Source organism: Arthrobacter sp. alpha11c (genome assembly GCF_054149985.1).
In genome coordinates this window covers 4,069,381-4,085,897 of the sequence record NZ_CP196747.1, presented here as the reverse complement: position 1 = coordinate 4,085,897, position 16,517 = coordinate 4,069,381, and the positions used below count along the sequence as shown (strand labels likewise).

The following is a 16,517-nucleotide window of genomic DNA, read 5'->3' as shown; positions in this document are numbered from 1 at the left end:
CGCGTGATCGCCGGAACTCTTCGGCGTGCTCGGTGGCTTCCCCTTGTACTCGCAATTTTCCGGCGTTCTCGCGGGTCTTGCTAGGCCCGGTTAGACTCTTCCCAATCATGAGTATCCCGTCATCATCCCCGGCTAACGTCCGCGTCGATGCCTGGTTGTGGGCGATCCGCGCTTACAAGACCCGATCCGCGGCCACCGCTGCCTGCCGCGCCGGCCACATCCGGATCAATGGCAATCCGGTGAAGGCCTCGCAAACCGTGATCATCGGCGACACCATCCGGGTCCGCGAGTCCGGCTGGGAACGTATCCTCGAAATACGGCGGCTGATCGCGAAACGCGTCGGTGCCGAGGCTGCGTCGCACTGCTTCACCGACCACACTCCCCCGCGTCCGGTGGCTCCAAAGCTCGGCCTTCCCCAGCGCGACCGTGGTGCCGGCCGGCCCACCAAGAAGGACCGGCGGGACATGGAGAAGTTGCGGGGGTAGTTGCTGTTTCTCGACCATGTGGGGGTCCGGTGCGTTTTTTGCTGGATCATTCGTGTAGTCACAGGCTGACGGCCGCGGAAACATTGGAATCGGGGGGGGTTGGTTCGGCGAATGATCCAGCAGGTTTTCTGCTGTTGGCCCTTGGCCGCTTTGGCTGAAGCCATTATTACCGTTTGGATAGAGTGGAGTGGGATTTCGAAAGCAGCGGAATCGACAAAGACAAGGGGGTTGGCGATGACGGAGCCAATGAGAACACCAGCAAACCAGGGCACACCCATCGGGGCAACCTATAGAATCGACCGCGGCGCCGCTGCCCGTGACCGCGGGGTGCAAATCGCGGCCGCCCAGCTACGTCTGGTCACAGACCGTCGCCTCGGAAAAGAAACTCCCGACTGGGTCAGGCAGCTCGCGGCCGAGAATCCTCGGCGCGACGTCTCGTAAGCTCCGCGCAACAGCTCCACAAACAATAGTTATCCACAAGCGGTCCCCTTCGATGTGAAACCCTCCCTTTCCCCCGCCTAGACTGGCCGACACATCGCCAAACAGCCGCTGGGGGAGCCTGTCATGTCACGCCTTTTTGCCTTTTCTTCACGTGCCCAAGTTCGAAGAGTGGTCTTCGGACTCACAGCCGCATTGCTTCTCACTGGCTGTCAGAGCGGCAGCACACCCGGCGGTTCTCCTTCGGAAACAAGCTCGACGACGGCGTCCCCCACCTCGGGCGTTTTGTCGCCAGGTCCTTCGGCCTCGGGCACTGCCCCTCCCGCCGCTGTTTACAAGCCAGCCGACGCGAAGGGCAAGGCAGAGAATGTGCCGGTGCCGGTGATGCCCGAGCTGGCGAAGGAGAACTCGCAGGCAGGGCTGGAGGCGTTCATCCGGTACTGGTATGAACAATTGAACTACAGCTACGAGACGGGTGAAACGGGCACGCTTCGATCACTAGTTGCCCCTACGTGCACTTTGTGTGCCTCACTTCGCGACGGCATCGAGGATGGGTGGAATGAGGGCCGATGGGTGGCGGGGGCGGGCATCCGATCAGCAGCAGTCGAAATAGAGTTCAATTCCGAAAGCTCTTCCCAAATAGCCATCATTCAAGTGATTCAAGAAGCTATCGAAATCAGAAATGCTGATGGATCTCTCTACCAAGATCCAACGCCTGCAACCAACTCGGCTAGTCGCGCTGCCTTGGAGTTCGCAGATGAACGATGGGTCTTAGCCGACCTCGGACTGATCCGCTGACCCTACGATGATGAAACTTTCGCTTCGTTTTGTGAACTTCATCCTTGCTGCTGTAATCCTTCTCGTCGTTCACAGTGGTGGCGCGGTCGCGAAGGAACCCAAGATTGACATTGGCTACGTGGACAATGGGCTGAACCTGACAGCGACACAATGGAGCAGGGATCCTTTATCGGGCGTTCTGACTCCAAATCTGGACGGTTCGTCCGGAGCTGAGGACCCCTACCAGTACAAGCCGGATACCCTTTGCCGCGCTGGCGGTGGAGGCTTGGGATGCCAAGGACTCGAGTGCCCACCCACAACGGAGGGAGGCGCCGAAGGCACCCCTGTTGTGTGGAAAAAAGCACCAAAGGCCATCTCAAATCCGGACTGGACAGACTATAGGGCAATCAGCGGACCCACGTGCCTGTACGCCGCCCAACCCGAGAACGTCCTGGCCAACATCGCCACCCGGATCCTGAACGACTTCCGCCAACTCCCCGTCAACCCCGGAACCCTCGAAGCCCAGCCCTTCCCCCACACCCTCAAGGGCGGGCCAACGAACTTCTACACCACCGCCACCGAACAAGCCTTCGACGTCACCATCCTCGGCCAAGCAGTCCACCTGGCAGCGACCCCGGCAAGCTTCACCTACAACTTCGGCGACGCCACCAGTCTCGGCCCCACCCCGGTAGCCGGCTACTCGATCCCGGAAGCCGACTGGCTCGTCAACGAAACCCGCACCAGCCACAGTTACACGGCGACAGGGAACTACCCCGCCACCATCACCACCAGCTTCACCGGAACCTACTCCGTCAACAACGGACCCCCACTGCCCATCAACGGAACCCTGGACCTGACCACACCACCGAAAACCATCCAGGTCTGGAAAACAGAAAAAGCACTCGTCGCCGATACCTGCCAGGAAAACCCCAAATCCTGGGGCTGCCCCGAGGCAAGGACCAGCCGCTAACGCGAGTCAACAGCTGAGAGCGCGTGGCTTCCTGACCTTCATTGAGACGAAAAGGGGCCCAGATCACCGGAAAAGTGCAGCTTTGGCCCGCAAAGAAGGTCAGGAAGCCACCGAGCGAAAATAGATCAGGAGAACCAGGTCCCAGGAGGGCCCATGAACAGCAGGAAGCTAAACACTGCCCCCACGGCAACCAGGGTGACAACTACGGCAAGAATAGGGTTTCGCAGAATCCAGGCCTGGGCCTTCTCGAAGCCGTCCTGAGGTTCCTCTCCCCCGTCGGCCAGGCGCCAACCGCCGGCAAGGAGACCCCGACGGTCGAGCGACTTTTCCACGGGAATCGTGGCGTACGGGATCACGGCAGAGACGATGGCGAGCAGACCCGTTCGGGCCGGCCATTTCTGGTTGATCCATGTGAAGGCGGCTGTCGCTGCATAGCAGAGGAAGACAAAGCCATGGATGCCTCCGGCCACGCTCACGCCCACCTCCGTGGTTTTGGTGACGTACTTAAGGAACAGCCCAATCAGCAGCAGCGTCCACGTCACAGCTTCGGCAAAAGCAACGGTACGAAACAGGGTGCGGGGCTGCATGGAAGTCCTTGGCTGGGAAACGGGAGTCCCGTCCAATTTACCGTGACAGGACAAACACGTTCACCCCAAGGGAGGAAGCGAGTCCCGGTGCCGGATCTGCGAGTCCCCGAATTCAACGGGCACAGGAGCGATCTCCATCGGCGGCTCATGACGGGTCCGGGCTTTGCCGACGGCGACGTGCGGCAACCAGCGTGGTGACCTGTAGCCAAGGGCAGGTGAGCTCAGGATGAAGTCGTCGATGTTGTCCAGGCCCAGGTCATCCAAAAGCACATGGAGGCCCTGCACCAGAAGGGCCTGATAGTCGTGCACCTCTTGAGGAACGTCCACTTCCAGTCCCATGAGACGGCCGCCACCCAGGGGGATCAGTTTGTCCGACTTTCCCAGGAACCCCTGCAACACAGGCAACTCGGTCAACCAACCCACAATCTCTGGAAGTACGTTCTCTGACCGGGACATTCCTTTGGTCCAGCCTTCAATGTCCCGGACCAGGTCATCGAGGATGCCCACGTGCAGCAGCGTCATGTGCAGCCCTTGCGGCTTCCGGAGGAAGTCGACGTAGCGGCTTAGTCCCTCATAATCGGATTGCCCGGCGCCTATGCGGAGGACCGGCACCTCGACGGTGATCCGGGATCCATGCGGTTTGCCTCCAGTGGGGTTACTGGCCGTCATGCATGACATTATGCGCCGCTCGCCGCTCCCATGGCAGGCCCCCAACAGAAGCCCGGTGCCGCCGTCGTGCTTAACGCCCTATTTCTTGGAACGGGCCTGAACCAGATTCGCAAACGGTAGGCGGCCATAGGTGCCAACGAAATCAGCATGGTAGGCAGCTTCGGCTGCGTTCACCTCGGAAGGAGGGAGTTCCTTCCACGCGATGATCAGGTCCAAAGCATCCCGGAGCTGCCAGATGAGGCGGGCGTCCCAGACGACGGTGGGTCGCCCGCGGCCGTACTCCATGAACTCCTGGATCTGCTTCCGAAGCCCCCGATTCCCTTGGCTTCCGGCGCTGGCTTTGCCCAAGTACAAAAGGGAAGCATCCGGAACCCACTCCGCTTCCAAAGCTTCCCGCTTGAGGGATGGGTCCTTTTTCTTGAAGGTGCCCGCGGTGCTCTTGTTGAGGAAAACTGGCTCGAAGCCGGCAAGGCAAAGCAGGGCAAAAACTCCGGGCCCCTGGGGGACGCGCATGACGTCGAGTTCGTCCAAGGCCCGGAAGCCTGTGAAACCATCGGCGGTGAGAGACTTTTTGGTGAAGAGCATGGTCCATTGTGTCAACCGCACGTTTCTGGTGCTCGGCGAGCTTCACTTCTAAATCTGTGAGCGTCATGGCCCGCATCATGATCAAGTACAGGGTGACACTGTCGCCGTACGGCAACAAATGCTAAAGTCGTCGTACGGCGACATTTTCGCAAGTTGCCGTACGGCGACAGGAGTCGAGAATGCGAACGGTGCGGGAGGCAGGCCCACTGGTGCGTGAGCTTCGTGAGGAGCGTGGCTGGTCTCAGGCAGAGCTTGCCCGCCGAGCGAACGTTTCGCGAACCTTCTTGATCGACCTTGAATCCGGCAAGGCAACAGTGGAGACTTCAAAATTCATGGACGTCTTCCAAGCTTTGGGGTTCGAGCTTGCCGTACGCAACAGCGACACCGGCCACGTCAGATGGTAAATACCCGTGCACTCGACGTGTTCATGGATGGGACAGCCTGCGGCCGCGTTGAGCAGTCGCCGTCAGGAAATCTGACATTCCGCTATAAACCGGAATATCAGGCAATCCCCGACGCGACACCATTATCGCTTTCCATGCCACTGGCCGCCGCTTCACACAAGAAGCGCGCAGTCCTGCCCTTCCTGCAAGGCTTGCTCCCGGACAGCGACGGAGCCTTGCGGACCATAGCGAGGAGGTTTGGGGTCTCGTCATCAAACCCTTTCGCCATCCTTGAGCACATCGGTGCAGATGTCGCTGGTGCACTCCAATTCATGCGTCCGGGAACAGAATCCCCGGACGGTCGGGCTCGCCAGGAACTCGGTCACCCCAGTCTCGGAATCCGATGTTGCCACCATGCTGGATCATGTCGTGGCTGAATATGAGGATGGCACGCCATACGACGATGCAGCAGGACGCTTCAGCCTTGCAGGAGCACAGCCGAAAATCGCCCTTCATCAACTCTCCGATGGCGCGTGGGGAGTCCCGGCAGATGCGAAACCAACAACTCACATCTTGAAGCCGACAGCAGGGAACTTCAGCAGGCTCGACGTCGTCGAGCAGCTGACCATGAGGGCGGCAGCCCTGCTCGGCCTTGAGGTGGCGGCGTCCGAACTTGTACGCATCGGTTCTTGGGACGTATTCGTGACACGGCGCTATGACCGTCAACTCACCAATGGGGTCTGGCGCCGCATTCACCAAGAGGACCTCTGCCAGTCTCTGAGCGTTTCGCCGGCAAAGAAATACCAGCATCGCGACGGGGGTCCTGGGGCCGGCGACATGGCTTCGCTTGTGCGGTCGTTTCCCCTCGAAAGAGACCGCCGCAAAGCTGGAGAAGCACTTTACCGGGCCTTCGTGTTCAACGCTGTCGCCGGTTGTACCGATGCTCACGCCAAGAACTACTCGATCCTGCTCCAAGGCAGTGAAGTGCAAATAGCGCCGCTTTATGACCTCGCTACATACGCACCCTACTGGGAGGGAGAATCGACCATCGATCTCGCGATGAGCGTGAAAGGCGAATACCGCCTGCAGAAAATCAGCAGGCAAATGTTGGTCTCGACGGCTAGCCAGTTCGGCGTCACGCCCGACGTAGCGGAAGAGATTGTTGGAAACTACTGCGGGCAGCTGGCGGAAGCGTTTGATGCCGCCAAAGACGAACTGAAAAACCATATGGGGCGGCTGCCGAAAGTCGCCGACGATGCAGTGGCCAACGTACGCAAGCTGCCACTGATCCAGTGAGCTAGCCGCTCGGTCGACACACAAAGCCTGAAGCAAGCCTTTCAGCGTTGACACAGCCTTGTGACCCGTGCCATATTCGATAACGTGAACCTGTCAGACAGCCGGACAGCCGGACAGCAAGCCCCTCAGGGCTCTTCCGCTGGGCATACGCCGATCTCGCGCATTTCCGCGGCTGAGGCTGTCTTCGCGGCACTCAGAAGGGCAATCGAGGGCGGCCAGTTCGATATCGGCACCAAGCTGAGCTCTGAAGCAACGCTGGCGGCCCAGTATGGCGTGAGCCGCTCGGTCATCCGCGAAGCCCTGCGGTCCTGCAACACGCTGGGTTTGACCGTGACCAAGACCGGCAAGGGCACGTTCATTGTGGCCAACAAGGTCGCCAATGACCTTACCTTGGGCCAGTACAGTGCGCGTGATCTGAACGAGGCACGTCCGCACATTGAGATTCCAGCAGCCGGGCTGGCAGCCCAGCGCCGCACGGAAGAAGAACTTGAGCACCTGAAGGACATCGTCCAGGAAATGCTCAACGAGAACGATCCCGAAGCTTGGGTAAACCTGGACGCCAGCTTCCATTCCGCCGTCGCCCGGGCCAGTGGCAACCGGGTGTTCGCCAGCGTCGTCTCCGATATCCGGGAGGCCTTGGCCCACCAGTCTGAAACCCTCAACCTCGTCGCCGACCGGCAACACCGCTCGGACGAGGAACACGTTGCCGTGCTGAACGCAATCGAAGCAGGCGACGCCGAAGCAGCGAGCAAAGCGATGGCCGATCACCTTCAGGCCGTCAGCGTCGCACTGGACACGATCCTCAGCAAATGAACCACCCAAAGGACACCATGCCCCAAGTGACCGCGGCAGCAGCGGCCCAAACAGCACAGAGAACACCCAACCACGTCCCGCTCGTCGAACAGACCCGCGACGGTTTGGTGGAGAGCATCCACTATGGATCGCTGATCGCCTTGAACGCCGATGGCAGCAGTGCCATCGAAGCCGGCGAGCCGGACGCGCCGATGTATCCGCGTTCCTCCCTTAAGCCGCTGCAGGCCGTAGCCCTCCTCCGTGCAGGCTTGGACATCCCGCAGAACCTCCTCGCCCTGACGGCGGCCAGCCACTCGGGCAGTAAAGCGCATCGGGACGGCGCCGCCGAAATCCTGGCGCTTCACGGCCTGACCGAAGCGGCGCTGGGCAACAGCACTGACCTGCCATACGGCGTCGTTGAGCGCGAAGAATGGCTCCGCGCTGGCAACGGCCCCACCCAACTTGCGCAGAACTGCTCCGGCAAGCACGCGTCCATGACCGCGGTGTGCGTCATTAACGGTTGGCCCGTGGAGGGCTACCTGAACCCGGAACACCCGCTTCAGGTCCTGGTTCGTGACACCATCACCGAACTGACCGGCGAGGATGCAGCCGCAGTGAGCACTGATGGCTGCGGTACCCCGCTTTTCGCCCACACGCTTCACGGCATGGCCCGCGCTTACGGCCGCATCGCCGCCGCTGACCAAAGCACCGACGAGGGCAAGGTTGCCCACGCCATGCGCCGCTTCCCGGAGATGGTGGCCGGCGAAGGCCGCGACGTCACCGCGCTGATGCGCGCCGTTCCGGGGCTGCTGGCCAAGGACGGTTTTGAAGGCCTCCAGCTGGTGGGCCTGCCGGACGGCCGCGGCGTGGCTGTGAAGATTTCCGACGGCGGTGACCGCGCGCGCATGCCCGTCACCGTTGAGGTTCTCCGCCAGTTGGGCGTCGACGGCGGCAGCCTGGACACGCTTCAAAGCCCACCGGTGCTGGGCGGCGGCCTTCCGGTCGGCGAGCTCCGCGCAGCGCAATTTTTCAGCAAGAACTAAACCAAGGACAGCTATGACCACCGTCGATCAGGCGATCCCCATCCGTTCCGAACACGACCTCCTGGGGGACCGCGATATTCCCGGGAACGCCTACTGGGGCGTCCACACCCTGCGGGCTATCGAGAACTTCCCCATCACAGGACAGCCCCTGTCCACCAACCGCCACTTGGTCCGCGGCCTCGCCGCGGTAAAACAAGCGGCAGCTCGCACCAACCATGAGCTGGGCCTCCTGGATGCCGAACGCGCCGGAGCCATCGATCAGGCGTGCCAGGACGTCATGGATGGCATGCTCCAGGAACAGTTCATGGTGGACGTGATCCAGGGCGGCGCGGGCACCAGCTCCAACATGAACGCCAACGAGGTCATCGCCAACCGTGCTCTGGAAATCCTGGGCCACCCCAAGGGCGATTACTCAAAGCTGCACCCGAATGACCACGTCAACCTCAGCCAGTCCACCAACGATGTCTACCCGACGGCGGTGAACCTCGCCACGATCTTCTCGGTGAAGGAACTCCTCCTCGCCCTGGAAGAACTCGAGCTGGCATTTGCCGAGAAGGGCCGTGAATTCCGCACGGTAGTGAAGATGGGCCGCACCCAGCTTCAGGATGCCGTTCCCATGACATTGGGACAGGAATTCGGTGGATACGCCGTGACCATTGCCGAGGACCGGGCGCGCCTGGACGAATCCCACATGCTGATCCACGAGATCAACCTTGGCGCCACCGCCATTGGCACGGGCCTGAACGCGCCCGTCGGTTACGCAGATGCTGCCTGCCGTCATCTGGCCGAAATCACTGGCCTTCCGCTCATCACGTCCGCGGACCTCATTGAGGCCACACAGGATGTTGGCGCCTTCGTGCACCTGTCCGGCGTCCTCAAGCGCGTGGCAGTGAAGCTCTCCAAGATTTGTAACGACCTCCGCCTGCTGTCCTCTGGACCGCGTGCGGGTTTGGGCGAGATCAACCTGCCGGCTGTTCAGTCCGGCTCGTCGATCATGCCCGGCAAGATCAATCCGGTGATCCCGGAAGTGGTCAGCCAGGTGGCGTACGAAGTCATCGGCAACGATGTCACAGTCACCATGGCCGCGGAGGCGGGCCAGCTTCAGCTGAACGCCTTCGAACCGATCATTGTGCACAGCCTGCACAAGAGCATCTCCCACCTGGAAGCAGCGTGCCGCACCCTTACGGCACGCTGCGTCCGGGGCATCACCGCAAACACCGAACGGCTACGGCTTACCGTGGAGCAGTCGATCGGTCTCGTCACGGCATTGAACCCCCACATCGGTTATGCCTCCGCCACGGCCATCGCCCAAGAAGCGTTAGCTACCGGCAAGGGTGTTGCAGAACTCGTCCTGGAGCACGGTCTGTTGACTGCTGCCCAGCTTGAGGAACTGCTCAGCCCGGAACGTCTGGCAAACCTGAGCAAGTAAGCCGAAACCGGCTAGTAAGCCCAGCGGCTCAAGAGAGCCGTCGCGCCCGATAAAGGCACACCCCCGAGGCCCTGTCCTGCGCTCCGGCCCCCGACCGGACGCGTCCAGGACACCCCCAACAGGACACCCCTAAGGATTCCAATGACCAACCCACCTATTACGGACCACACGGTCCCGGCCCAAGCGCATGCCAGCGAGAAAGCCCTCCACACTGAGGACAAGGGCTACCACAAGGATCTGAAGCCCCGCCAGATCCAGATGATCGCGATCGGCGGTGCAATCGGCACCGGGCTATTCCTCGGCGCAGGTGGCCGCCTCAACGCAGCTGGCCCTTCGCTCGTCATCGCGTATGCCGTATGTGGCTTCTTCGCATTCCTGATCCTCCGCGCTCTCGGTGAGCTCGTTCTCCACCGCCCCTCGTCTGGATCCTTCGTTTCCTACGCCCGTGAGTTCTTCGGTGAGAAGGCAGCCTTCGTTTCCGGCTGGTTCTACTGGATCAACTGGGCCACCACCACCATCGTGGACATCACAGCAGCGGCGCTGTACATGAACTTCTTCGGCAAATACGTCCCGTGGATCGGTGTGGTTCCACAGTGGGCCTGGGCGCTGATCGCACTGGTTGTGGTCCTGGGCCTGAACCTCGTATCGGTCAAGGTCTTCGGCGAGCTTGAATTCTGGTTCGCCATCATCAAGGTGGCCGCACTCGTGGCGTTCCTGGTGTTGGGCACCTACTTTGTCATCTTCGGCACCCCGGTGGAGGGCCAGGAAGTTGGCTTCAGCCTCCTTTCTGACAATGGCGGCATCTTCCCCAATGGCATCCTTCCCATGATCATCCTCATGCAGGGTGTGCTGTTCGCCTACGCATCGATCGAGCTCATCGGCACCGCCGCCGGTGAAACGCCGAACCCTGAGAAGATCATGCCCAAGGCCATCAACTCCGTGGTCTTCCGTATCGCAGTGTTCTACGTTGGCTCGGTCATCCTGCTCGCGCTGCTGCTCCCATACACCTCCTACGAAAAGGGCGTCAGCCCGTTCGTGACGTTCTTCGGTTCCATCGGCATCCAGGGCGTGGACGTGATCATGAACCTCGTGGTCCTCACCGCCGCGCTGTCCTCGCTGAACGCCGGCCTGTACTCCACCGGCCGTATCCTGCGCTCGATGTCCGTTGCCGGCTCCGCCCCGAAGTTTGCCCAGCGCATGAACAAGGCCGGTGTCCCCTACGGTGGCATTGCCATCACGGCAGGCGTCTCGCTCCTCGGCGTTCCGCTGAACTACCTCGTCCCGTCACAGGCTTTCGAAATCGTCCTGAACGTTGCTTCCGTCGGCATCATCGTCACGTGGGCCACCATCGTCCTGTGCCAGATGCAACTCAAGCGCTGGGCAGACAAGGGCTGGCTCAAGCGCCCGTCCTTCCGGATGTTTGGTGCGCCGTACACGGGTTACCTCTCGCTCCTGTTCCTGGTGGGCGTGCTGGTGATGGTATTCATCGACTCCCCGCTCACCATGCTGGTCACCGCGATCGCATGCGCACTGATGGTGGTCGGCTGGTACCTGTGCCGCAAGCAGATCCATGAGCTTGCCGCGACGCGCGACGGCTACACCGGCAGCGCGCCGGTGGTTGCGAACCGTCCAATGCGCGGCGGCGACTCCTAACAAGCCCCAAGCAGCGCCCGACGGCGGCACCCGGGTTCCGTAACAACGGAACCTGAGTGCCGCCGTCGTTGGTTAACGCACCCAAGTTGCCGTGGTTGTTCCCAAGGCTGGGAACAACCACGGCTAGATGCGTGAGAACGCGCCTAAGCCAAACATCCGATGATTGGCGACTACTATGGACCCATGGCTGTCACAGATGAGGCGATTGGCAAGATCAAGGACATGCTGATCCGCGGGGAACTCAAGGCCGGGGATCGGCTTCCGCCTGAGAAGGAACTGAGCGAGCGGCTCGGCCTTTCTCGCAGTTCGCTGCGTGAGGCGGTGAAGGCGCTGGAGCTGATCCGCGTGCTCGACGTCCGCCGCGGCGATGGAACCTACGTCACCAGCCTCGATGCCAAGCTGCTCAACGAAGCCGTGGCTTTTGTGGTTGACCTGCATCAGGACCGCTCCATCCTGGAACTCTTTGAGGTCCGACGAATCCTGGAACCCGCCACCGCCCACCTCGCTGCCGGCAAGATCGGTCCGGCCGAGCTCATGGCACTCCGGGCCACTATGGATGGCATCGATGAAAACACCGACGTCGAAGAACTGGTAGCCCACGACCTCGAATTCCACAGCATCATTACCGAAGCTGCGGGGAACGACTACCTTGGGAGCCTGTTGGAGGCCCTGTCCAGCAGCACGGTTCGTGCGCGGATCTGGCGTGGCCTGACGCAGGAAAAGGCCGTGGCGCACACCCTTGCGGAGCACCGCGCGATCGCCGATGCCTTGGAACGCGGCGATGCCGAGCTGGTCCGGGCGCTCGTGACAGTCCACATCAGCGGCGTGGAGAACTGGCTGCGGCAGGCGCTCTAAGCCCTCGAAAGCGCTAGTCCTGTGGAAGCAGCCTAACCGGCAGCCCGTAGGTACGAATGGCTGTCGCCTCAAGCACGGCATCCTGTTCCGGGACGCTCAGTGTAGACACGAGTTCCAACAACACATCCAGGGTCCTGCCGTACGGCGCACCGAGCGTGCTGACCGGCCAGTCGCTGCCGATCATCAAGCGATCGGGGCTGAAGGCTTCCAACGCTTCGTCGAACAGTGACCGCAACGAATCGTCCGAATACTCCACGCCGGGCATGTGCAAGCCGGACAATTTAGCCACCGTGTTGGGCAGGCGCCCAAGTTCTCGAAAATCAGAGCGCCAAAGGTCCATCGCAGTCGCGTCCGCCAGGGGCGGCTTGCCGAGGTGATCCAGGACCACAGTCAGCTCAGGAAGTTCGCGGGCAAGCCGGATAGTGGCTCCCAGATGACGTGGGAAGGCATCGGGGACGTCGAATGCGAAGCCTCGTGCGGCAACCAAGGCGAGGGATTCCCGTACCGAGGGCAGGTCAAGGAAGTCGTCGCGGGGATCATCGTGCACAAGGTGCCGGACTCCCCTGAACACGGAATGAGCGGCGAACGCGTCCAACTGTTCCGCAGCTTGGGTTGGCGAGTCCAGTTGGATCCACCCCACGACGCCGAGCACCCATGGATTGCGCGCGGCCACGCCGAGCATGCTCTCAGTGTCGGCAACCGTATCGTCAGCCTGGACCAGCACCGCTCCCCTGATCCCCGCTTCGGCCAGGACCTCTCCGGCCTCATCCTCCCCGAAGCTGCGGAACAGCGCGCCGTGCTGCGGGCCCAGCCACGAGTAGGGTCGGACACCGCCGGTTACAAAGGCATCCAGGTTCCACAGGTGCAGATGCGCGTCAATCACGCCCCAGAGCCTCCAACGCGTCCCACAATTCTTCCGGCACGGATTCCTGCATACGGCTGGCGTTCGAGGTGACCTGCTCTGGTCTGCTGGCTCCGACTGTCACATTCACCACGGCCGGATGCCGCAACGGGAACTGGAGTGCCGCCGTCGGAAGTTCAACGCCGAAATCCCGGCAGACCGCGGCAAGCGCCCGCGCACGCTCGACCACTTCACGCGGGGCGCGGTCGTAGTTGTAATGCGCGTCATCGGGGACTTCGGGACGGGCCAGCAGCCCGGAGTTGTAGACGCCAACATTCACGACGCCGGTGCGGCGCTCCACGCAGCGGTCAAGCAGCGGGACGCTGGGCTGCTCAAGCAGCGTGTAGCGGCCTGCGAGCATGACGAGGTCCAGGTCGGCGGCCTCGACACACTCCAGGGCTGCCTCCGAGGAGTTGGTGCCGACGCCGATGGCTTTGACCACCCCTTCTTCGCGCAGTTTCTCCAGCGCTGGAAGGGCCTGGGAGATCCCGGCCTGGAGATCATGGACATCGGGATCGTGGAGGTACGCGATGTCCACGTGGTCCAGGCCCAGGCGTTCCAGGGAGTCCTCGATACTCCGCCGGATGCCGGCTTCGGTGAAATCCCATACGCGCCTGCTGGTAGCGGGCACGTCGAAGCCTTCCTCGTCCGTTGCAGACCCGGCCATTGACGAGCCGGCATCGGAGTTGGCTTCCAGCAGGCGGCCGACTTTGGTGGAGATGACGAATTCTTCCCGGGGTTTGTCCCGGAGGACAGCGCCCAATCTTTGCTCAGACAAGCCCAGGCCGTAGTGCGGTGCGGTGTCGAAATAGCGGACTCCTGAATCCCACGCGGCCAGGACAGTGGCCAAGGCTTCCCCATCAGGGATGGCCTTGTACAGATTCCCGATGCCGGCCGCACCGAATCCGAGCCGGCCGAGGTTAAGTGGTTCCAGGTTCATGGCAGCTCCCATACCTTCTGGATACCCGAATCGTTCCCGGAATAATCGTCCTGAACCTCAAGAAGTTCGGCCATCCTGGCCTGCCAAGGAACGTTCGCCGGATGATCCGCGAGTGCATGGCGCATGGCTTGGTAGTCTTCGACGTCCACCACGTGGAAAAGGTCCAGCCCGCTGCGCCAGATCCGCCAATTCCGTACGCCGGCTCCTTTAAGTGCTTCAACGAGTTCGGGCGGGATGTTCGCGTGGGCATCGGCGTATTCCTCTTCCGTTCCAGGTTTGAGGCGGGTGTGGAGGGCGATGCTTTCAGTCATTGAAATCCCCCGGTTTCAGGAACAGTTCAAGCACGGGCACGGCGACGTCGGGCCGCTGGACCGGGAGCTTGATGGTCTGGGTTCCGGCTGGCTGGCCTCCGGGCGTCATGTTCATGGCTTGCTGTCCCGGGTCCACCTCTTGCAGGAAGACCTCGGACGCATCGTTGAGGAGTTGGGCGTACTCCACCTTGCCAGCCAGGTCCGGGAGATGGACGTATTCAAAGGGCCAGGCGAAGAGGTGCACGTACAGCCGGTTCCCGCGCTGGGTGTAGCGGGTATCCGGTGGTGCTGTGAACTGGGATGTTCCTGCACCGTAAATGGAGCGGGAGTGCAGTTGCATCCATTCGCCGATCCCTTCGAGGGAGGCGAGCGCCCGGGGGTCGATGCTGCCGCGGCCTGTTGGGCCTACGTTGAGCAGAAGGTTTCCGCCCTTGGAGACGCCATCCACCAGCATTCGGATCAGCAGGTCCACGGATTTGTAGTTGAGGTTGTCACGGTCGTAACCCCAGCTGCCGTTCAACGTCTGGCAGGCTTCCCAGCTGACCGGGGCGCCGTCGACCATCATGGGACCTGCTGGCTGGTACTGCTCAGGGGTGACAAAGTCTCCGGGGATACCCAGGCGGTCGTTGACCACGATGTCGGGCTGGAGTTCCCGCACCATGGCGAGCAGGGTTTCGGAGTCCCAGTCCTTGGCGCCTTTGGCGCCCCAGAAGCCGGCGTGTTCGTCTTCGTCGTAGGAGAAATCGAAGAACAGGTAGTCGATGGTGCCGTAGTTGCTGAGGAGCTCACGGACCTGGCCATGGAGGTACTCGCGGTAGCGTGCCATATCGCGAGCGGCGTTGACGCTTTCGACGTCGGTGGCGTTGCGTTGCGGGTGCACGCCATCGATGGTGAAGTCGGGGTGGTGCCAGTCGATCAGCGAATGGTAGAAACCGACTTTGAGCCCTTCATCCCGCAGCGCTTGAACGTAGGGTGCGATCAGGTCACGGCCTGCTGGCGTGTTGGTGGCCTTGTAGTCCGTCAGGGCTGAGTCCCACAGGCAGAAGCCGTCGTGATGCTTGGTGGTGAGGACCACGTACTTCATGCCGGCCCTGCGCGCGGCCCGTGCCCACTCGTTTGGATCGTAGAGATCGGGGTCAAAGCGCCGGAAGTATTTGGAGTACTCCTCCACAGTGGTTTCCTCCCGGTTCATCACCCACTCATGCCGGGCCGGCAGGGCGTAGAGGCCCCAATGGACAAACATGCCAAAGCGTGACTCTTCGAACCAAGGTGCGTGCTGGATCAACGGGATACCTTCCGTGTGCCGGGAGTTGGCGGTCCTTTTTGGAGCGTCAGGCCCGGATTGGGAACGCCGAAGCTCCTCCCAATCCGAGCGTGATCCTATTGGTAGAGGTTGGGCTTGATGGTCTCGGAGTCGATGTTCTTGGCGTCATACCAGTAGAAGCCGGTGTCGATCTTGCCTGGCAACTTCTCACCCTTGATTGCGGCAACGGCTGCCTTGATTGTCTCGTAGCCGATGCCAACCGGGTTCTGGGTGACGGCGCCTGCCATGAGTCCGGACTTGATGGCGTCGATTTGGGCCTTGCCGGAGTCGAAGCCGACGATCGTCAGCTTGCCCTTGAGGCCGAGCTCCTCCACGGCCTTGACGACGCCGATTGCCGAACCTTCGTTGGTACCGTACATGCCTTTAAGGTTGGGGTTGGCGGTGATGATCGCCTTGGCGGCGTCTGCCGAGAGAAGCTGATCGCCACCGGCGTACTGGATAGCGACGATCTTGACGCCCGGGTGGTTCTTCTCGATGTATTCCTTGAAGCCGTCCCGGCGATCAGTGCCTGACTTGGATGTTTGGTCGTGGCCGATGATGGCGATCTCGCCCGATCCGCCAATCAGTTCAGCGAGGTGCTTGGCAGCCTCGGCCGCTGCCGCCTTGTTGTCGGTGGAGGCCGTGGTGGCCGGGATGGTGGAGTCAACGCCGGAGTCGAACGCAATGACGGGGATGTTCTTGCTCTTGGCTTGCTCCAGGAGGGGCGTGGCGGCCTGTGAGTCCAGCGCTGCGAAGCCGATTGCTGCAGGCGACTTGCCCAAGGCAGTGGTGAGCATCTGGATCTGTTGGTCCACGTCCTTCTCGGTGTTCGGACCCTCAAAGCTGATATCGACGTTGAATTCCTTGGCAGCCTTGTCCGCTCCTTGCTTTACTGCCTGCCAGAACTGGTGTTGGAAGCCTTTGGACACGACGGCGATGTACGGCTTGGCGCCGTCTGCTGCTGCTCCGCTGGCGGTGGCAGATCCGGCCGGTGCCTCGCAGCCGGCGATAGCGACGGCACCGAGGGCGAGGCCGGTGAGGGTAAGGAAGGAACGGCGGTTGTGGATGGACTTGCTCACGATTGAAGACTCCCTTTTTCT

General features: G+C 61.6%; 20 protein-coding genes. 12 read left to right on the top strand and 8 right to left on the bottom strand.

What is annotated here, in order from left to right:
- The first annotated feature begins 107 nt into the window (after positions 1 to 107).
- From ACTAQJ_RS19005 to ACTAQJ_RS18990, 4 genes are all read left to right on the top strand, one after another.
- The gene (locus ACTAQJ_RS19005) at positions 108 to 485 is read left to right on the top strand and encodes an RNA-binding S4 domain-containing protein (RefSeq protein WP_498698488.1); all 378 of its coding nucleotides are present in this window, start codon (positions 108 to 110) and stop codon (positions 483 to 485) included.
- A gap of 246 nt (positions 486 to 731) precedes the next feature.
- Positions 732 to 926, top strand: coding sequence for a hypothetical protein (locus tag ACTAQJ_RS19000; protein ID WP_498698485.1), 195 nt, complete (start codon positions 732 to 734; stop codon positions 924 to 926).
- A gap of 381 nt (positions 927 to 1,307) precedes the next feature.
- Positions 1,308 to 1,721, top strand: a complete 414-nt coding sequence (locus tag ACTAQJ_RS18995; RefSeq protein ID WP_498702222.1) for a DUF6318 family protein — start codon at positions 1,308 to 1,310, stop codon at positions 1,719 to 1,721.
- A 10-nt stretch (positions 1,722 to 1,731) separates the two neighbouring features.
- Positions 1,732 to 2,670, top strand: a complete 939-nt coding sequence (locus ACTAQJ_RS18990; protein WP_498698482.1) for a hypothetical protein — start codon at positions 1,732 to 1,734, stop codon at positions 2,668 to 2,670.
- 125 nt (positions 2,671 to 2,795) lie between these two features.
- Here the strand turns inward: ACTAQJ_RS18990 and ACTAQJ_RS18985 are convergent, their stop codons facing one another.
- The 3 genes from ACTAQJ_RS18985 to ACTAQJ_RS18975 form a co-directional block, all read right to left on the bottom strand.
- Positions 2,796 to 3,257 carry a DUF3817 domain-containing protein gene (locus ACTAQJ_RS18985; RefSeq protein WP_498698480.1) on the bottom strand — a complete coding sequence of 154 codons (462 nt, stop codon included), beginning with the start codon at positions 3,255 to 3,257 and terminating at the stop codon, positions 2,796 to 2,798.
- A gap of 60 nt (positions 3,258 to 3,317) precedes the next feature.
- Positions 3,318 to 3,926: a hypothetical protein gene (locus ACTAQJ_RS18980; RefSeq protein ID WP_498698479.1), complete on the bottom strand. Its 609-nt coding sequence runs from the start codon at positions 3,924 to 3,926 to the stop codon at positions 3,318 to 3,320.
- A gap of 78 nt (positions 3,927 to 4,004) precedes the next feature.
- Positions 4,005 to 4,511, bottom strand: a complete 507-nt coding sequence (locus tag ACTAQJ_RS18975) for a hypothetical protein (RefSeq protein WP_498698477.1) — start codon at positions 4,509 to 4,511, stop codon at positions 4,005 to 4,007.
- 179 nt (positions 4,512 to 4,690) lie between these two features.
- On the opposite strand from ACTAQJ_RS18975, the gene ACTAQJ_RS18970 reads away from it, so the two are divergent.
- The 8 genes from ACTAQJ_RS18970 to ACTAQJ_RS18935 all read left to right on the top strand — a co-directional run bounded on the left by ACTAQJ_RS18970 (position 4,691) and on the right by ACTAQJ_RS18935 (position 11,962).
- Positions 4,691 to 4,915, top strand: coding sequence for a helix-turn-helix domain-containing protein (locus ACTAQJ_RS18970; protein WP_498698476.1), 225 nt, complete (start codon positions 4,691 to 4,693; stop codon positions 4,913 to 4,915).
- Complete coding sequence (locus tag ACTAQJ_RS18965) at positions 4,909 to 5,331, top strand: HipA N-terminal domain-containing protein (RefSeq protein ID WP_498698475.1); 423 nt, start codon at positions 4,909 to 4,911, stop codon at positions 5,329 to 5,331. Before ACTAQJ_RS18970 ends, ACTAQJ_RS18965 begins: the two co-directional genes overlap by 7 nt.
- Entirely contained in the window at positions 5,309 to 6,190 is an 882-nt protein-coding gene (locus ACTAQJ_RS18960; protein WP_498698474.1) for a HipA domain-containing protein, read from the top strand. Before ACTAQJ_RS18965 ends, ACTAQJ_RS18960 begins: the two co-directional genes overlap by 23 nt.
- An 84-nt stretch (positions 6,191 to 6,274) precedes the next feature.
- Entirely contained in the window at positions 6,275 to 7,003 is a 729-nt protein-coding gene (locus ACTAQJ_RS18955) for a FadR/GntR family transcriptional regulator (RefSeq protein ID WP_431116968.1), read from the top strand.
- Positions 7,000 to 8,025: an asparaginase gene (locus tag ACTAQJ_RS18950; RefSeq protein ID WP_498698471.1), complete on the top strand. Its 1,026-nt coding sequence runs from the start codon at positions 7,000 to 7,002 to the stop codon at positions 8,023 to 8,025. Before ACTAQJ_RS18955 ends, ACTAQJ_RS18950 begins: the two co-directional genes overlap by 4 nt.
- A gap of 13 nt (positions 8,026 to 8,038) precedes the next feature.
- On the top strand, positions 8,039 to 9,454 hold the full coding sequence (locus ACTAQJ_RS18945) for an aspartate ammonia-lyase (RefSeq protein WP_498698469.1): 1,416 nt from the start codon (positions 8,039 to 8,041) through the stop codon (positions 9,452 to 9,454).
- A 141-nt stretch (positions 9,455 to 9,595) separates the two neighbouring features.
- Entirely contained in the window at positions 9,596 to 11,107 is a 1,512-nt protein-coding gene (locus ACTAQJ_RS18940; protein WP_431116971.1) for an amino acid permease, read from the top strand.
- A 183-nt stretch (positions 11,108 to 11,290) separates the two neighbouring features.
- Complete coding sequence (locus ACTAQJ_RS18935) at positions 11,291 to 11,962, top strand: FadR/GntR family transcriptional regulator (RefSeq protein WP_431116972.1); 672 nt, start codon at positions 11,291 to 11,293, stop codon at positions 11,960 to 11,962.
- A gap of 13 nt (positions 11,963 to 11,975) precedes the next feature.
- On the opposite strand, the gene ACTAQJ_RS18930 is transcribed toward ACTAQJ_RS18935, so the two are convergent.
- The 5 genes from ACTAQJ_RS18930 to ACTAQJ_RS18910 form a co-directional block, all read right to left on the bottom strand.
- Positions 11,976 to 12,845, bottom strand: coding sequence for an amidohydrolase family protein (locus tag ACTAQJ_RS18930; protein WP_498698465.1), 870 nt, complete (start codon positions 12,843 to 12,845; stop codon positions 11,976 to 11,978).
- A complete protein-coding gene (locus ACTAQJ_RS18925) occupies positions 12,838 to 13,815 on the bottom strand; it encodes an aldo/keto reductase (RefSeq protein ID WP_498698463.1) in 978 nt (325 codons plus the stop codon). The genes ACTAQJ_RS18930 and ACTAQJ_RS18925 overlap by 8 nt, the downstream gene beginning before the upstream one ends.
- On the bottom strand, positions 13,800 to 14,114 hold the full coding sequence (locus ACTAQJ_RS18920) for an L-rhamnose mutarotase (protein WP_431116975.1): 315 nt from the start codon (positions 14,112 to 14,114) through the stop codon (positions 13,800 to 13,802). Before ACTAQJ_RS18920 ends, ACTAQJ_RS18925 begins: the two co-directional genes overlap by 16 nt.
- A complete protein-coding gene (locus ACTAQJ_RS18915) occupies positions 14,107 to 15,399 on the bottom strand; it encodes an alpha-L-fucosidase (RefSeq protein ID WP_498698459.1) in 1,293 nt (430 codons plus the stop codon). Before ACTAQJ_RS18915 ends, ACTAQJ_RS18920 begins: the two co-directional genes overlap by 8 nt.
- A 95-nt stretch (positions 15,400 to 15,494) precedes the next feature.
- Positions 15,495 to 16,496 carry an ABC transporter substrate-binding protein gene (locus ACTAQJ_RS18910; protein ID WP_498698457.1) on the bottom strand — a complete coding sequence of 334 codons (1,002 nt, stop codon included), beginning with the start codon at positions 16,494 to 16,496 and terminating at the stop codon, positions 15,495 to 15,497.
- Between the last annotated feature and the right edge of the window lie 21 nt (positions 16,497 to 16,517).